This window comes from Actinokineospora sp. HUAS TT18 (assembly GCF_051364635.1).
Lineage (GTDB): Bacteria > Actinomycetota > Actinomycetes > Mycobacteriales > Pseudonocardiaceae > Actinokineospora.
The window spans coordinates 3,455,254-3,470,026 of record NZ_CP195645.1 but is presented as its reverse complement, the minus strand read 5'-3'; the positions used below and the strand labels follow the sequence as shown (position 1 = coordinate 3,470,026).

15 protein-coding genes and 3 pseudogenes are annotated in these 14,773 nt (G+C 65.1%); 1 reads left to right on the top strand and 17 read right to left on the bottom strand.

Going from position 1 to position 14,773, the window contains the following annotated elements:
• Positions 1-253: 253 nt before the first annotated feature.
• The 5 genes and pseudogenes from ACSHT8_RS15465 to ACSHT8_RS15445 form a co-directional block, all read right to left on the bottom strand.
• Entirely contained in the window at positions 254-625 is a 372-nt protein-coding gene (locus ACSHT8_RS15465; RefSeq protein WP_436501731.1) for a cold-shock protein, read from the bottom strand.
• Positions 626-1,353: 728 nt separating this feature from the next.
• Entirely contained in the window at positions 1,354-1,824 is a 471-nt protein-coding gene (locus ACSHT8_RS15460) for an ISAs1 family transposase (protein WP_436502077.1), read from the bottom strand.
• Between the two features lie 130 nt (positions 1,825-1,954).
• A pseudogene (locus ACSHT8_RS15455) lies at positions 1,955-2,047 on the bottom strand (hypothetical protein); the annotation flags it as partial.
• A 21-nt stretch (positions 2,048-2,068) separates the two neighbouring features.
• Positions 2,069-2,509, bottom strand: a complete 441-nt coding sequence (locus tag ACSHT8_RS15450) for a group II intron reverse transcriptase/maturase (RefSeq protein WP_436502076.1) — start codon at positions 2,507-2,509, stop codon at positions 2,069-2,071.
• A 5-nt stretch (positions 2,510-2,514) separates the two neighbouring features.
• A protein-coding gene (locus ACSHT8_RS15445) for an IS3 family transposase (protein WP_436501716.1) occupies positions 2,515-3,674 on the bottom strand; the annotation gives its coding sequence in 2 pieces (ribosomal slippage) (positions 2,515-3,405 and positions 3,408-3,674; 1,158 coding nt in all).
• Positions 3,675-4,133: 459 nt separating this feature from the next.
• Between ACSHT8_RS15445 and ACSHT8_RS15440 the strand changes: the two genes are divergently transcribed.
• Entirely contained in the window at positions 4,134-4,355 is a 222-nt protein-coding gene (locus ACSHT8_RS15440) for a hypothetical protein (RefSeq protein WP_436502075.1), read from the top strand.
• A 393-nt stretch (positions 4,356-4,748) separates the two neighbouring features.
• Here ACSHT8_RS15440 and ACSHT8_RS15435 read toward each other — a convergent pair.
• The 12 genes and pseudogenes from ACSHT8_RS15435 to ACSHT8_RS15380 all read right to left on the bottom strand — a co-directional run.
• Positions 4,749-5,009, bottom strand: a pseudogene (locus ACSHT8_RS15435) (ATP-binding protein); the annotation flags it as partial.
• Positions 5,010-5,138: 129 nt separating this feature from the next.
• The gene (locus ACSHT8_RS15430; protein ID WP_436501730.1) at positions 5,139-6,128 is read right to left on the bottom strand and encodes a tyrosine-type recombinase/integrase; all 990 of its coding nucleotides are present in this window, start codon (positions 6,126-6,128) and stop codon (positions 5,139-5,141) included.
• A complete protein-coding gene (locus tag ACSHT8_RS15425; protein ID WP_436501729.1) occupies positions 6,125-6,250 on the bottom strand; it encodes a hypothetical protein in 126 nt (41 codons plus the stop codon). The genes ACSHT8_RS15430 and ACSHT8_RS15425 overlap by 4 nt, the downstream gene beginning before the upstream one ends.
• A gap of 30 nt (positions 6,251-6,280) precedes the next feature.
• The gene (locus ACSHT8_RS15420) at positions 6,281-6,925 is read right to left on the bottom strand and encodes a tyrosine-type recombinase/integrase (RefSeq protein WP_436501728.1); all 645 of its coding nucleotides are present in this window, start codon (positions 6,923-6,925) and stop codon (positions 6,281-6,283) included.
• Positions 6,926-6,959: 34 nt separating this feature from the next.
• The gene (locus ACSHT8_RS15415; RefSeq protein ID WP_436501727.1) at positions 6,960-8,027 is read right to left on the bottom strand and encodes a tyrosine-type recombinase/integrase; all 1,068 of its coding nucleotides are present in this window, start codon (positions 8,025-8,027) and stop codon (positions 6,960-6,962) included.
• 3 nt (positions 8,028-8,030) lie between these two features.
• Entirely contained in the window at positions 8,031-8,222 is a 192-nt protein-coding gene (locus ACSHT8_RS15410) for a hypothetical protein (protein ID WP_436501726.1), read from the bottom strand.
• A gap of 154 nt (positions 8,223-8,376) precedes the next feature.
• Complete coding sequence (locus ACSHT8_RS15405) at positions 8,377-8,955, bottom strand: ATP-binding protein (RefSeq protein ID WP_436501725.1); 579 nt, start codon at positions 8,953-8,955, stop codon at positions 8,377-8,379.
• Positions 8,889-10,458: pseudogene (gene istA, locus ACSHT8_RS15400) on the bottom strand (IS21 family transposase). The gene ACSHT8_RS15405 and the pseudogene istA overlap by 67 nt, the downstream one beginning before the upstream one ends.
• A 390-nt stretch (positions 10,459-10,848) precedes the next feature.
• Positions 10,849-11,589, bottom strand: a complete 741-nt coding sequence (locus tag ACSHT8_RS15395) for a hypothetical protein (RefSeq protein WP_436501724.1) — start codon at positions 11,587-11,589, stop codon at positions 10,849-10,851.
• Between the two features lie 14 nt (positions 11,590-11,603).
• Positions 11,604-11,882, bottom strand: coding sequence for a hypothetical protein (locus ACSHT8_RS15390; protein ID WP_436501723.1), 279 nt, complete (start codon positions 11,880-11,882; stop codon positions 11,604-11,606).
• A 590-nt stretch (positions 11,883-12,472) separates the two neighbouring features.
• Positions 12,473-13,264 (bottom strand): SDR family NAD(P)-dependent oxidoreductase, encoded by a 792-nt coding sequence (locus tag ACSHT8_RS15385; protein ID WP_436501722.1) that lies wholly within the window; start codon positions 13,262-13,264, stop codon positions 12,473-12,475.
• 100 nt (positions 13,265-13,364) lie between these two features.
• Positions 13,365-13,877, bottom strand: coding sequence for a hypothetical protein (locus ACSHT8_RS15380; protein ID WP_436501721.1), 513 nt, complete (start codon positions 13,875-13,877; stop codon positions 13,365-13,367).
• Between the last annotated feature and the right edge of the window lie 896 nt (positions 13,878-14,773).

Below are 14,773 nucleotides of genomic sequence, written 5' to 3'. Positions count from 1 at the left end.
GGCACTGCGTCCTCGTCGAGTGAAAACAGTGGCTTTGTTCGTTTCTTACCATCTGAATACATAGCCAACTCCGCAGTCGTGTCTGCGTGCGTCGTAATGGCCCGGCAATCAAGCATTCCGGGACCAGGGAGAAAAGTGCCCGGCATCGCCAGATTCCGGATGTTCCATGTCCCGGACTGCGTGTCACCCGATCGCCGCGAGCGAAGACGGTTCCTGATGAATTGAACCGCACGCCCCAGCATTATGCGCCCGATCAGGCAGGGGGAGGATTGAGTCGGTTCGCCAGGTTCCGCAACGACCGAGCGGCGTTGAACGAGACGGTGCGACCGGGGGCACCCCGCTGATGGATGGAAGCGAAGATCTCCTCGAGCTGCACGATCACGCTTCGAATCAGAGCATCCAGTTCGGTCCGTTCCCCAGACGGCTTCTCCACTGGTGCGCGGCCGACAACGCGCAGTTCGGCCACCTGCGCTCCCTGAAGGCCCTGTACAGTCGTGAACTCGACAGAGTCGCCGGTGCGTAGCACTGCCACATCCGACGGCACAGCCGACGTGTGTACGAACACGTCCGAGCCGTCCTCTGAGGTCAGAAATCCGAACCCCTTGCGATTGTTGAACCACTTCACGTTTCCGGTTGTCATCACTCCACGCTTTCCCGCCGGTGTTCTGGCGTAGCTCTGTGAATGTTCGACTCTGCCAGCATTTGGCACGCCGCAAACCTAGTTGCCGCCCTCGCCGACGACATCAGTAACCACCCTGATCTGTCCCCCTAGACTTGTGCCAACCGAGGCCCCCGGTTGCTCTCGTCAAGGGGCGACGCACACCGCACGGGACGGCGACTGGGCGGGACGGCGACCGACGCCGACGGCGTGCGGCTATTCAGCGGGACGGAGGCGGTCCGGGTCGGGTAAGCAGCTTCAAGCTTCACCTCCGGCGCCCCAGTGTGATGGGATCCGGGGGAAGTGAACGGTGGCCGCGTGGCAACTCGTCGACACCGTCGAGCGATGCTGTGTTGATCCTGGCCCACGGGCTCGACTCGATGCCATCACCGTGCACGTGCGCGACTGCGCCGCCCTGATACGTGAACTCAAGGTGGGCGATCTTGACTGTTGATCATGTCGCTGTGGATTGGCGAGGTTAATCGAGATCTTTCTCGCATCTGGCAGGGCCGATCGTTGAGCAGATCGATGAGGATGAAGGTGGGATTAAGAATCCGGGCGCGGGCCAGCGGCGTCGTCAGATGCGTTCAGGCGTTCCGACGAGCGCGCGGAACCTCGTGGTCGGCGTGCCTGTATCGACGCGGATCACCTCGAGTCCGCGGGGCACGGCCCCGGCAAAGTCGTAGATCACATGGTCATGGGCGGATTCCGAGGAGTGTGAGTGGTCGGCGGTAGTCGCGTGCGGCTGCGCGGAGCGCGGCGGCGATGTTGGTGGTGCCCGCGAGCCGCAGGGCGCTGACGGCGAGGTTGCGGAAGCCGGCCATCACGCGGGGCGCGTTGCCGGTGCGGACTCGGGAGGCGTCCTCGCGGTAGGTGACGTCGCGGACGTAGTGGAGTTTGTTCTCGATTCCCCAGTGATCGCGGACGAGTTGGGCGATTCGTGGCGGGTCGGCGCGGTGCTCGGGCAGGCTGGTGATGCCGAGCGCGGCGATGGCGCTGATCGGGTTTCCCGCCAGATCGGTGACGTAGCGTTCGATCAGGAGCGCTTGTGCCGCATGGGGAAACACGATGCCCTCGGGTGCGGGAAGGACCTGGATGGTGCGTCGTTCGACCCTGTAGTGCCCACGATCGGTGGTGGTGTGTCGGGGCGCGTCGTGCCAGGGCAGGGCATCGAGTTGGGCGTGCAGGGTGGGCGTGGAGTCAGCCGCGCGGCGCGGTGCCCGTGTGGGTCGTTTCCGCGCGGCTGCTCCCCGAACCCGGCGGGCGAGTTTCCCCGCACCGGGCTCTCCAGTGCTGCTACTGCGTGTTGTGGTGCCGGTGGATGTCGGCGTGGCAGTCGGCGCAGACGATCAGGGTCTTCCGTCGTCTGGCTCGCATCGCCTGTACCCATTCCGGCGCCGTTGTCGTGCTTTATCGGTTGAGGTCGGTGAGTCGTTTGACGTGGTGGACGGTGATCCCGTCACGTGACTCACACAGTTCGCAGACCCCGGCGGTCAACCGGGCGATGAGCCGGCGTCCCCGCCGTGCCGGCCACGCACCGTCGATGAGGCGGGCGTGCTTGGTGCGGCGCAGCGGGATGCCGCCGAACCGGGCGGTGAACATCTTGCCCGAGGGTGTGCGCTGGGTCGCTTCGAAGCACCGTCGTTTCCCGTGCGGGGTCTCGACGGTTGTCTCGTGGCGGCGGCGCATCGCCCAGGGTGGGCGGCGGTGTTTGGCGGCCAGGGTCGAGAGCATCGACCGTTCCATGATGTAGCGGAGCTTGTTGAGCCAGTTGATGTTTCCGGCCATCTGATAGTACTGGACGTAGCCTCGATAGGGACTGCCCCCGGTCTGATTGACACTCGGGGTGATGGTTCTCAGGCCGCCTGGGCGGTCGTGTAGATGGTCTCAAACTCGACTGGCGTGAGGCGGCCCAGGCCGCGTTGTCGGCGTCGTCGGTGGTACTTGGTCTCGATCCAGGTGACGATCGCCAGGCGGAGCTCGTCACGGGTGCACCAGTGCCTGCGGTCGAGCACGTTCTTCTGCAGCAAGGCAAAGAATGACTCCATCGCTGCGTTGTCGCCGCAGGCGCCGACCCTACCCATCGATCCGACCATGCCGGAACCCTTGAGTGCGTTGAGGAATTTGCGTGATCGGAACTGGCTGCCGCGATCGCTGTGCACGATCGTGCCGTCCGGTGAACGCATCGCGACAGCGTTGCGCAGCGCGGCGACGGCCAGGGAGGACTTCATCCTGGTGTCGATGGAGTACCCAACGATCCGGTTGGAATAGCAGTCCTTGATCGCGCACAGATAGAGCTTGCCCTCGCCGGTCCGGTGTTCGGTGATGTCGACCAGCCACTTGACGTTCGGCTTGCCGGCGGTGAAGGCCCGGCCGACCAGATCGTCGTGCACCGGCGGCCCGGACTTGCGGCTGAGACCACGCCTCTTCGAGTGCGCGGAGAACAGGCCCTGCTGTGAGCACAGCCGCCAGACCCGGTTCTCCCCGACTCGGTGCCCTGCGGCCTTGAGCTCGTCGGCGATGAACCGGTAGCCGAACTCCGGATCGTCTCGGTGCACATCGACCGCCGCGTTGGTCAGATAGGCGTCAGCGACATCACGCTGCGAGACGGGCTGCACCAACCAGGCGTAGTAGGCCTGACGGGAGAACCCGAGCACCCGACACGTCACCGCGACCGGCACCCGAACACGGGCGCCCGCCGCGGCCAACTCACGAACGAGCGGGAACATCATTTTGGGCTGATATTGGCCTGCGCGAGATACGCCGCGGCCTTGCGCAGCACCTCGTTCTCCTGCTCCAGCAGCCGGTTACGCTTCTTGAGCTCGCGCAGTTGCTCGGACTCCTCGCGGGCCAGGCCAGGACGAACACCGTCCTCGATGTCGGCGGCCTTCATCCAATTGTGAAGACAGCCCTCGGAGATCCCGAAGTCCTTCGCGATCTGTTTCAGCGGGGCTTCACCCTTGCGCGCGACAGCAACCACGTCGACGCGGAACTCCCTGGGGTATGGCTTGGGCACAGCGACATCCTTCCAAGCGAGGACGGATCCTCACAGGTCAGGTGTCAACCAGACTCGGGGCAGTCCCGACCGTCAACGTGCCCTCCTGCGCTCGCGCCAACTCAGGTGAAAGAAGAATGTTGAGACGAGGGTCCTGCACACGTGCCCGAAGCGCGTCCGGGTCCCCCTCACTCCTACCCCAATGTGCCGGACGTACTGCACTCCAACGCCCCGAACAACTTGGGGGTGGGGTTGGGGTACTCACCGATGTGTCCGTTGGGCGGTGCGGAGCAAGCTGACGAGGCCAGAAATCTCTCACACAGCTGGGTCGTGATCAGCATGAGCCCGCAGAAACTCGTCGGTGACACGACGAACGTCGAAGTGTCCGCCTCCGGCCACCTCCAGCTCGTGGAGGGTCTCGTCGACACGACCGCCAGTGGGCAACCGGCAACGTGCCCGCTGTCATGCCGGGCCTTGGCGATGCTACGGGCCGTGGCCGCAGGGCGTGCAGAGCTGGTGTTGAGTTGCGAGCCGGACATGCTGATCGATGGCCTCTCCTGCTGTGACCAGTTCACCGCTCATGACCTCACACGTGCTGGACTCGTCCGGCCCGCCCATCCAGGCTTGGTGGGGCACCGGGTGCCCGCCGTACTCACCAACGCAGGTCATGCCGCGCTCCGCTCGACGCCGTCAGCGGCATAAGGGAAAGCGATCATGGCGCCATCGATTCGCGCACACGCGGCGACGTACGGCCGGTTGCCCCGCCTCGCCGCAGCGGCCTCTGTCGCCGCAATCAGCGCGGCGATACTTGCCGGTGTCGGCTATGCCCTGGGATTGCGTTTCACAACGCTGGTGTTGACCATCACCCCCAGACGACGGACCCGCTGAACCTCCCCCAACGACCGGTTCGCCACCGAGAACCTCAACGCAGATGTCGGGTTCGAGGGTTCGCAGTGCCTCGACGGGGCATGCGGGCTGAGCGCGCCACTCCTCTGTCAACGGTCATTGGGAGCTCCCCGGTAGCGGATTTTGGACCTCCCCGCTGGCGGACATCAGGATCCTCCGGTGTGGGTGTGACCTTCGGTGTTGCCGAGGTCAGTGCAGTGCTCCGACGCCTTTGTCGGAGGTGGCTTCGGTGAGCTGGAAATGAGTCACCTTGGGTGACGACGACGTGGGCGTGGTGCAGGAGCCTGTCGACGGTGGCGGTGGCCAGGTCTTGGGCATGATCTCGTCGAATCCTGAGGGGTGCAGGTTGCTGCTGACCGCCATGGCGCGTCGCTCATAGGCGGCGTCGACCAGGTGGAAGAAGCCCTCGGCGGCGTCCGTCGACACCGGCAGCAGGCCGATGTCGTCGATCTATGCCGAACTCGGCATAGGTCGACCTATCCCGACCCCGCGACTATGCCGAGCCCGCGGCGGCGTGAAGGCAAAGACCGGACCGTGGTGGGGCTCTGGCGGGTGAACTCGGTGCGCGAGTCGGCATAGTCACAGGCTTTCGAGGAAGGCCAGCAGCTTGTCGTTGGGCTGGTAGCGACCTGGTTGCGCGGACGTGGGTGTCGTGGCATCGAGTGCGCGCTGTTTGATGGTCATGTCGGCGTGTAGGTAGATGCTGGTTGAGCGCAGGTCGGCGTGGCCGAGCCAAAGTGCGATGACCGCGGTGTCGACTCCTGCGTCTAGCAGCGACATCGCGCAACTGTGCCGCAACACGTGGGGGTGTAGCTGCTTTGGCCGGATCGTGGGGCATGTTCGGGCGGCGGTGGCGGCGTGCAGGCGGACAAGGCGTTCGACGGCGTCGACGCTGGGCCTTCGGCCGGTGCGGGTCGGGAACAGCGGTTGGTCACTACGATCACCGCGTTCGGAGAGCCAGACTCGCAGAACTGCCTGAGTTGGGGTGGTCAAGGGAATAGCTCGGCGTTTGCGACCCTTGCCGAGGCATCGGACGCTGGCGCCGTCGCCGAAATTGACGTCACCGCAGTCGAGCCCGATCAGCTCGGACACGCGCAGCCCTGTCTGGACGGCCAACAACAGCAGAGCTCGGTCCCGACGGCCTTCCCAGCGACCAGTGTCGGGCGCGTCGGCGAGGGCGTCGATCTCGCTGGCGGTGAGGAAGTTGATGAGCTGTTTGTCGAATCGTTTGGCGGGTACTCCCAGGACTCGCTGGATCAGGTCAGCGTGCTCTGGGTGGCGCAGCGCGGCGAACGCGAACAATGACCGAATGGCGGTGAGTCGCAGGTTGCGGGTGCGTGGGCTGTTGTGCCGGTCGTTTTCGAGGTGGTCGAGAAAGTCGCAGATGAACTCGGCGTTCAGGTCGGCCCAATCCAGCGCGGTGGGCTGCTTGCCGGTCTGCCGTAGCCCGAATCCGAGCAACAGCTTGAGTGAGTCGAGGTAGGAGCCGATGGTGCGGGGGCTGACCTGCCGCTGTTTGATCAGCCGTTCGGTGAAGAACGCCTGCAGGGTGGGGGCGATGGGACTCATTGGGTGCCCACCTCCTCGGCCGTCTCGAGTCGCTGTGCGGCCATGGCCAGCAGCTCCGGCGCGGCCGACAGATACCAATACGTCCAGCGCGGGTCGCGGTGGCCGAGATAGGTCGACAGCACCGGCAGGCGGGCGTCGACTTCCTCTCCCGCCTAATACCAGTTGAGCAGGGTTCGGACTGCGAACGTGTGGCGCAGATCGTGGATCCGGGGCGGGAAGGCCGCGGTGGCGCCGATTCCCGCTCCGTCGCAGAGGTTCCGGAACACCGCGTGGATGGTGGGATAGACCATCCTGTTGCCGCGGGTCGACACGAAGAAGCTCACGGTCGTGGGCTCGTGGTGAACCTCGTCGCGCAAGCGGGCGTAGCGTTGCAGCGCGGCCAGCACCGACGGCTGCACCGGTGCCAGACGTGACTTGCCGAACTTCGACTCCCGGATCGTCAGGACCGCGTCGGTCTCCTCGACGTCGCCGCGGTCGAGCCGGATGGCTTCGCCGACCCGCATACCAGTCGCCGCCAGCAGCCCGATCAAGGTCTCGTGTGTGGCCGAGGCGAACCGGGTCCGCAGATTCCGGGCGCCGCTCAGCAGCGTGTCGATGTCAGTGGGGCTGAAGATGAACGGCTCATGGCGACGGCGCCGCGAGGGCACCAGCCCGAACGGCGGGATCTCTGTGCGAGAGTCGAGCGCAGTCATGTGCTGTGCGAAGCCACGTGCGATCGTCATCCGGCGCGCCGCCATCGTGGTCGACGGGTCCACCTCTGGCGCGTTGACCCATGCGAGCGCAGCGGCGACGGTCACCGTCGCCAGGCCGGTGCGGCGTCGGCCAGCGGGCTCATCGCTTCTCTCCCGGCCAGCGGCAGACTACCTGCGGCTGCGCAATCGCCTGGGCCACGATCTTGCATATCGGCCAGGTGCTGCGCCACCGCGACCTGGCCACCACCGCGCTCCGAATACCACCGGCTGCTGCCACGTTTCGTCGCCTTCCTCGACAGCGGGCAAGGCGATCGTCCGCAGCGTGCCGAGGTCGACTTTGGCATAGATCGATGAGTTTCACCCCGCGCTGCAGCATCTCGGTGGCCAGAGTGTGACGCAGTCGGTGCGCGCCGACTCGGGGCAGCCCCGCCCGATCGCAGGCGCGGCGCGTCACGTCGCCGACCAGGTCGGGCCGTATTGCGCGCCTGGGTGCTTTGCAGGAGATGAACACCGGCCGCAACGTCGTGGCCGGCCTGGCGTCGGCGAGATAGGCGGCCACCGCCTGGCCGACGTCGGCCGGAAGGGGCATTCCGTCTTCGCGGGATGCCTTGCCGCGTAGGAGGATCCGGCCGCCGCGCCAGTCGATGTCGCCCAGCTCCAGCCGCGCCACTTCGATTGAACGCAGCCCCAATCGTGCGGCCAGCATCAGAATCGCGTAATCGCGGACGTGGACCGGATCGCTCCGATCACAGCTGTCCAGCAGCCGTTGCACGTGGCCGGCGGGCAGCGCCCTGGGGATGCCCGTGTCGCGCCAGCCCGCGACCGGTGGAACCGCCGTGGTCAACAGGCGCGGTGTCAACCCGCGCACATACAAGAACTTCAGCAGCGACCGCAGCTCGGCCATCCGGCCCTTGGCCGACCCGATGCTGACCCGCTCGCTCTCGTGCAGCAGGAACGACACCACCTGCTTCCCGCTCAACGCCACGAATTCGACGTCGTCGCCGGAAAGGTGCTGGTGCAGGAACCGGCGGGCGAGGTTCTCGTAGCGGACGATCGTCGCCTCAGCCAGACCCCGTTCCGCGACGAGCCAGCCGCGATAGTCGACCAGCAAACTGTCCATTCCAGACTCTGGGGCGGGCACTTCGGCGAGAACGCCCTCGCTGCGCAGGAACCGCAGCAGTGGTGCGAAACTCTTGACGCTGGGCACCTTCTACCTGCCCGAGGCCAGGCAATCGCTGCGGAAATCGGCGATCACCGTGCTGGTCAACGCACCGGGCTGCTGGTCTCGCTCCTGCATCCACCTGCCCAACGCACCGAGATCCTTCAACATATTGCGGATGACCAGGGGCGTGTATCCCTGCTCCTCCAACCTCGTTCGGAAACCCGAGACAAACAGGCCCATCCGACCGGGCTTCCTGCGCGTCCCAGACATGACTTCGCCTCCGTCCCGGAGCACCGTGCTCCGACACCAGAAAGCGTCGCCCCATCGCCGGAACTATGCCGACCAACCGACCCCACCGACACCGAACAACTCCTCGCCACCTTCTCTTTCGAGTTCAGGCCGCGACGGGCTCGGCATAGTCGCGGGGTCGGGATAGGTCGACGATGATCAGGTCGGAGCGGATGAGTCGGGTCATCGCTCGTGCCAGGGAGTCGTCGACGCGGTGTCGGCGGATCAGTGCGCCGAGGTCCTCGATGGCGAACCAGGCCACTGTCATCCCGGCCTCGACCGCGGCTTGCCCCAAGGCTTCGGTGAAGTGGCTCTTGCCTGTCCCGGAGGGACCGCAGACGCAGAGGTTTTCCTTGCGGGTGACCCATTCCAGGGTCTTGCGCGAGTCTTGGACCTGCCGGGAGATCGAGGAGGCGGTCTCGTCCCAGTCGCCGAAGGTCTTGCCCGCGGGGAATCCGGCGCGTTTGCGGCGGGTGCGCAGGTTCGCGGTGTCGCGTCCGGCGGCCTCTTCGGCCAGCAGGACGCGCAGGACTTCAGCGGGATCCCAGCGTTGGGCTTTGGCGGTGGGGATCAGGTCGGTCAACGCTCGGCGGATGTGGGGCAGTTTCAGCCTTCTGGTCAGCTCGATGGCCTCGGCCAAGGGGTCACCGTTGCTGCTGGTGACGGTGCGAAGTGGGGCGGCCATCGGTTCATGTCTCCTTCAGGGGCGACGCCGAACCGGGACCATGCGGAGGTTCCGGGTTGCAGGCTGTGGTTCTCTTCAGGCGCGGGTCGGCTCGGTGATCGTGCGGCCGAGGTGGTGGTCGAGGATGGAGATCAGGTCGTTCTCGGCGAAGCGTCCGGCGGTCGCGGCGGTGCCCAGGGCGCGGTCGACCTCGTCGACGCCGTGGAGCTTGGCCAGCGCGATGGCCTCGGCCATCTTCGGCCGCATCCGCCGAGCCCCGGCCGCCGCGGCCTCCACCAACCAGGCTTGCGCCCCGGGACCGAGCGCGAGGAACGCCCTCTCCTCAGCGGATGTGGCCTTGGGAACGCGGTCGGCGTGAGCCTGCGGGCGGGGCGGGTAGTGCTCGTCCTTGATCGAGGGGTTGCCTGGCGTCGAACGTCCATGGCGGGCGACCTCGACCGCTCCGGCGTGACCCAAGGCCGTGACGACCAGCTCGTTGCCGTGGAATCGGACCCAGACGGTCTGGTCGACCAACTCGTGCGGGACCGAGTAGCGCACCGAGTCCACCGAGATCGTCGCGTCGCCCGCGACCTTGTGGGTGGTGCCCAACGCGGCGGTGAACGGGTTGGCGGGCAGCGGATGCAGCCGGTGCCGTTCCTCGGCCAGGGCCTCCGCTGGGCGACGTCGAGTCGCGCGGTGGACCTTGTCGTTGACGTCCATGGTGAACGACTGACAGGCCGCGGCGAGCTCGGTGAAGTCCAGACAGCCCACCCGCAGGTTCGCCGCGGTGGGCACCAGGTCCCGCTTGGCGATGCGCACCGTGGCCTCCGAGCCGCCCTTGGTCTGCGGGTCGGCGGGGACGCAGGTGCGGATGGTCAGTCCATAGTGGTGGGCGATCTCGACGATCTGCGGGTTGCGGACCGGGATCCTCGCGATGTGGTCGGTGGTGACCGTGCGCTGGTTGTCGGTCAGCGCGTAGGTCGGTGCCCCGCCGATCTGCCGCAACGTGGCGTCCAAACAGCCCGCGACGGTGGCAACGTCTTGTCCAGCACCGGGATCACCACCCGGAACCGCGACCAGGCCAGCCACGCCCACCACAACCACGTCTTGTGCCCGCCGATCGTCGGCCCGTCACCCCAATCCCACTGCAACCACAAACCCGGCTCGGGAATCCAGGGACGGAACACCCGCCGGTGACCGGCCCGATAGGACGCCTCGCCGCGGCCACCGCACGTCGAGTGGTGCGATCGGTGCCGATGAACCCCATCGCGGTGATCTTCTCGTGCACGCGGTCCGCACCGATCCTCCCGCCCGAACGCTCGATCAGCTCCTCGATCTTCGGCAGGAACTCATCGATCATCTTCGGCCGATCCTGCCGCCTGGTCGGATCCGTGCCCTTGCCACGCAACTCGACATAGCGCTTGACCGTGTGATAGTCACAACCGGCCAGATCAGCGGCAGCCCGGTAACTCCCCGTGAGGTCGAACGCTTCCAAATCTCCATGATCTCCTCTTTCGTCTTCACAACCGGTTACAGGAACAAACCGGACGGTCAGACACCAAAAGGATCACAAGTCCATCAGTGGGGAGTTCCGCTGTCCGCCAGCGGGGAGACGACCGGACCGCCTACGGGGAGCTTTCCATTTCCGCCGTCACTCCTCTCCTCCAACCCTCCAACCTCCGCCGTTCCCACAGCAGGTCACCCCGCAGTGTCCTGATCAGCAATTCGGCATCGTCGTCTGCACCGCTGCCGCGCGGGGGCCAATGGTGCTGGACACCGCGGACAGAGCCCGCGGCGGCGGGTCTGTCACTCGGCTTGCGCCATGTGCGCGGGTACACCCAGCACGGGTTACTTGTCGTACCCGCCACCGTGGTGATGCCTGACAACAAATAGAACGGTCCTCGGTTGGGTCAACTACTCCGGCGGAGACGGCGTCAAGAAGCCAGCGACGAAGACAACAAGACAACACCCAATAGCCAACGGAACCTCCACCACTCCGACGGGAGCGGCAATTCGCAGCATCGCGAGCGAGACGACAGCAACGAGGCCCGTGCCGAACCCTGCCGGCACGAAGCGCAGAGCTCGCCGAAAACGGTTGCTAGGCAATCGATTTCCGGCAAGCGTCAACAGTACATTCACCCAGAGCAGTGTCGTCAACACGAGGAGTGCGATGGCGAAGATCCCTAGAATCGACCAAGGCGATCCGTGTACGTCGACAACTGTCTCCACTTCCCCTAGAGCGTTCCGATCATCCGTAAGCAACTCGACCCTCGCATACATCAAGCCCACAGCTTGATCCACGAGATCTCGGATATCAATTTCCATCGTTCGGGAAGCCGACTCTCCTGGTGACACTGTGAAGGCGAAGTCGACGTCGTAGGAGTAGAATGTCATTCCCAGCACCGAACCTGAGATCCGGATCCGAGAAACATCGAGTGACTGCACTGAATCGTTTTTGACATGCAGCGAGATCCTGACCCTTCGTTCAGGGTCTAAATCCACGACTCGTCCGCGGATTGATTTTCCGCCGATCTCGGCGTCGACGAGGACGGCCTGTTGCCCATCAGCCTGGGCGGCAGGGGCGGCAGGGGCGCCAAGGCTGATGGGCAACACCAGCCCGAGTGCAACAGTACAAAGCCTGACGAAACTCACCATCTCGACTCTTCACTTCATGACGCCATGCGGCGGCTAGGAACACGAACAAGAGCGGCAATAACCAGGACAACGAACAGAAGGACGGCCGCAGAACCAGTGGCCGCGCCGGTTGATGCGGCGAGAATGTGGTCGATCACGCTCGACAACACCACACCGCAGTGGGCTGTGACCACATGTCGGCCGGGTGCGATGGTTCTGAAATCCAGCCGCGTTGCGAATCTCCCGCTCTCGTCCACGGTCGCGCGACCGATGAGCTCACCTTCAGAACTGATCTCCACGGCGTGGCCGGGCACACACCCTTCCCCGGCAGCCAGCAGGGGGACACCCGGCTGGACTGTGTCACGGCTCAGGACTAGTCGCTGGGAGGTCCGCGGCAACTCCTGCTCGCTCGGCGTAGGTGCACTCGATGTTGGCGGTGGGCCTGTAGTAGTTGCCGTTGGGGCTGGGGGAACAGGCTTCTTGCTGGATGGTGAACGGGGTGGCGCGGGGGACTTCGATGTGGTGGTAGTTGTCGACGTGGACGGCGGGGGAGTCGGGCTCGGCGGAACCGTGATGGTGAAGGTGGTTGACGCGTGATAGTCACCGCACACGGCGGTGATCGGATATGTCCCAGCCTTGGCCTGTGGTGGTGTCGTGACGACAACCGACCCACTGACGGGTGGTACGGGGGCCGCCGGAATCGCGCCCAGCGCCCAGCTGAACACAATGAGGTCGCACGCTTCAGCATGCAGTTGCCAGTCCAAATTGAACGGTTTGCCAGCGGCACCGCTGGCTGGGTTTGCTGATACGGTCAGGGCGTTCTGGGCGAGGGCTGGGAGAGTGCCGAGCAGCCCAGGCATTGAGGCAGCCATGACGCAGACGGCACCTATCCACCCGCGGCCACTCACCGCTGTCCCCGTTGAGCGTCGATGATCTTTTCCGCGATGGTGTCTCCTCCGGCCCATCTTTGCAGCCGAGCCCCCAGAGTAGGAAACTGGCCCGCAATCGCGCTGAAAGCGCGCAACTCAAGGGGCGCGACATTGATCTCAGCAATGTCGCGCTCGACCGCCCGGACCACAGCGGCAGCAACACGTTCCGGAGCTACCGTGCGCGCAATGGCGGGAAGTGTGACGCCGGTCGCGGCGAACATGCCTGCGTCGCGCACGAACCCGGGCTGCACAATGGAAACGCCGACACCGGTGCCGTGCAGCTCCGCGCGGAACCCGTGAGCGAATCCTCGCAAGCCGAACTTGGCAGCGTTGTACAACGCGGTTGACGCCGAGGCGACCTTCCCCGAGATGGATCCGACCATGACGATGTGACCACGGCCAGACCCGATCATCGCAGGAGCCAGGGCACGAGCAAGCTTGACGGGCGCGAGCAAGTTGACCTCAAACGACCGATCTAGCTGTGCCTCGGTGTAGTCCAGCACGCGACCGCTCCCAGGTAAGGCCGCATTGGCGATGACGACATCGATGCGAGCGCATTGGTCTACGAGCCGCTGGACGTCCGCGGCGTCGGCCAAGTCGGCAGCGATTGGCTCGCCGCTAAGCTTGTCCGCCAACCTGGCGAGCATGTCTGCTCGTCGGCCGGTGAGAACCAGCCGGGCTCCTTGGGCGGCCAATCGAGTCGCGATCGACTGGCCAATTCCGCCGGTCGCCCCAGTGACGAGGACTCTCGCACCTGCAAAACGCATCAACAGCCTCTTTCTGAAAATGCACGGCGCCAGCAGCTAGCGGTGCGCTCGCTTCTGGCTGCCAGGTTCGATGCCAACCTGCGACTGTGAGGCGACGCAATCAACTCAAGCGACCGATGATCACCTGGGCGGCAAGCTGGGCGGCATCAGCCGCATCTCCCCCGCGTACCGCGACGTGGAACATCGTGCTGCGGTGAAGCACCATGACGTCGTTGGCCGGGGTGATTAGGTATGCCTCATCGCCGAGCCCGTCGATCACGTGAGCCTGGGCATCCTTGCTCTCCGCAAGGTGTCTACTCACCAGCGCTTCGAACGACGCAGCTGTGAATGACGACTGGTTCAGCCGGACGGTGACCTGGTTCTGCTGGTCCTTCGCGACGTAGACGCAGGAGGAGAACGGACCTGAGAGCCCTGCTTGTGGCTCCCCCACACCCTGCTTGAGCACACCGCTGGCGTCTTCAGCCTTGAACACAGTGCATGCTTCAACGGGACTGCTCGCGACCGACACCGGCGCCGCCGAAGGCAGCGGGGGCGTGTTCGCGCCGCCGCAGGCGGCAAGCACCGCTGTCAGTGCCACGCCCGCAAGCGCGCCAACGGTATCGACTAACCGCATCCTGAAACTCCTGCCAGTGAACAGAACTGCTCGTGCTTGAGCGGTGCACCGCCGCTCCTAGCGTCGGGCCCGCCATCACATCCGCAGTGAGTAGCGCCTACTCAAACCTGGAGTGTTGCCGCCAAGCAACTGCAGCCGTTCTGCGAGTTCAGGGCGCAAGAGTCCGAGGCGATTCAGGTTCACCGCCAAGGGCAGCGGCAGGGCGATGGGGCCGACCTCCGCCACCGGCCGAGATCACCAGCTCGTCGATCGCCTACAACCAGGCTTAGAATCAGCGCTAGAGCGGATCCTAGTTCTGCACTGTGTCGAGCACAGCTCCAAGGAACGGCCCGACCGCATCCCAGTCATCCTTGGGGCAAGTGATGCGGATAGCGCCGGAGCGGCGGCTGGTCGCACGAACCGTGACCCCGCGTTGACCTCGGGTGTCGGGAGCATCGATATTCAGTTCGAGTGCGCGGACGTGGTACCTGGCGCTTGGCGCCGCTGGATGGCCGAATACCTCCAACACCTCGCCGTCGAAGGTGAGAAGAGTTTCGTTGCACCAGGCGAATGCGTTTGACATTGTCTACGCTCCAAGACATCAGCGATCGAATCAGGTCAGTTTGTTCGTCAAGCGCCATCCGAGGGCCAGCGCAAGGGCAATCATTCCGACCAGCGCAGCTACTGTGATCATCCGACCCCTCCACGGCCGACACGTGACACCTCCCAACCCACTGTCGTGACCACGTGTCGCACCAGCATCAGGGGAACCACCTACCTGTACCCCGAGGGTTTCTCCCGTTCGCTCGCACTCAACCCATCCGCACGTCGTACTTGAGTCCCGAGTTGAGTAGACAATCCGCAGGTCTCGACGTTGGGTCGTACAGCCGTAGCCATCCCTCATGAGTTGAGCAACG